We start from the raw sequence: 1,372 nt of genomic DNA, 5'->3' as shown, positions 1-1,372 counted from the left end.
CCTTCCACCCTGCATGTCTCCGGTGAGTTCGTCGAGAGCAATCTCGGCAGCGCCGTGGAGACGGACGGATCGGTCACCGTGCGAATCGTCGGGCAACAGTATTCCTTCACGCCTCAGTGCATCGTCGTTCCCTCGCGCACACCGGTCACCTTCCGCGTGACGAGTGCCGACGTCATCCACGGCATGCTCATCACCGGCACGAACATCAACTCGATGGTCTCACCCGGCTACATCTCTACCTTCAAGACCCGCTTCGAGAAGCCCGGCGACCACCTGATGCCTTGCCACGAGTTCTGCGGCACGGGACACGAGGGCATGTGGGCGAACGTCAAGGTGGTCGAACCGGACGCTTTCGCCAGACTGGTCGGCCCAACGAGGAGAGCMAGCTGTGATCTATAACAAGCGACTCATCCTCGCGCACTTCTGGCTGGCCTTCGCGCTCTTCGGCGTGGCGATCCTGCTGGGCGAATGGCAGATGTTCATTCGTAGTCCATTGCATGGTTGGCTGCGCAACGCGGACCTCTACTACCGATCGGTCACGGCGCACGGCACCGTCATGGGCTATGTGTTTCCAACCCTGGTCGCGATGGGGTTCGGCTACTTCATATCCGAAGCGGCGCTGGGGCAGCCGCTTGTCGGCCGGCGGTGGGCCTGGGCCGGCTATTACATGATCATCATCGGTTCCGTGGCCGCGGTCGTGCCTGTCGCCATGGGGCTGGATTCGGTCCTGTACACGTTCTATCCGCCGATGATCGGCAACGCGTTCTACTACATTGGCGTTGTCCTGGTGGTGGTCGGCTCCTGGGTCTGGGTCGCCTTGATGGGCATCAACCTGTATGTGTGGAAGCGTGCCCATCCCGGCGCACCGGTTCCCCTGGCCATGTTCGCCAACGTGGCGGGCGCCTATCTGTGGGGATGGACCGCCGTTGGCGCGGCGCTGGAACTGCTGTTTCAGATCCTGCCTGTCGCCCTCGGTTTCGCGACGACGATCAATGCCGGACTTTCGCGCGTCCTCTTTTCGTGGACGCTCCACGCCATCGTCTATTTCTGGCTGATGCCAGCGTACATCGCGTTCTACACCATCGTCCCCCGTGCCATTGGCGGGCGGCTGTACAGCGATTCGATGGCGCGCATCTCGTTCGCGCTATTCCTCGTCTTCGCGATGCCCATCGGTATCCACCATCTGTTCGCGGATCCGGAAGTGGGTGCCGGGTTCAAGGTGGTCCATTCCATCTTTACCGCCATGGTCGCCGTGCCGACCCTGCTGACGGTGTTCACGATTTGCGCGTCGGTGGAAATCGCGGCGCGCCTTCGCGGCGGCAAGGGACTGTTCGGCTGGGTCAAGGCCTTGCCATGGGCCAACCCGCAGATG

Annotated in this window: 2 protein-coding genes; both read left to right on the top strand. The window is 62.3% G+C overall.

What is annotated here, in order from left to right:
• Positions 1–399 (top strand): cupredoxin domain-containing protein (locus tag AC1DT2_RS23465; protein ID WP_477299083.1); only part of this gene is annotated, 399 nt, incomplete at its 5' end.
• On the top strand, positions 389–1,372 hold a 984-nt coding region (locus AC1DT2_RS23460; protein ID WP_477299082.1), incomplete at its 3' end, for a cbb3-type cytochrome c oxidase subunit I. The genes AC1DT2_RS23465 and AC1DT2_RS23460, both read left to right, overlap by 11 nt.

The sequence above is a fragment of the Luteibacter sp. P4_E6 genome, assembly GCF_056401535.1.
The sequence above is the reverse complement of the archived record's forward strand: the minus strand, read 5'-3'. Positions and strand labels throughout refer to the sequence as shown.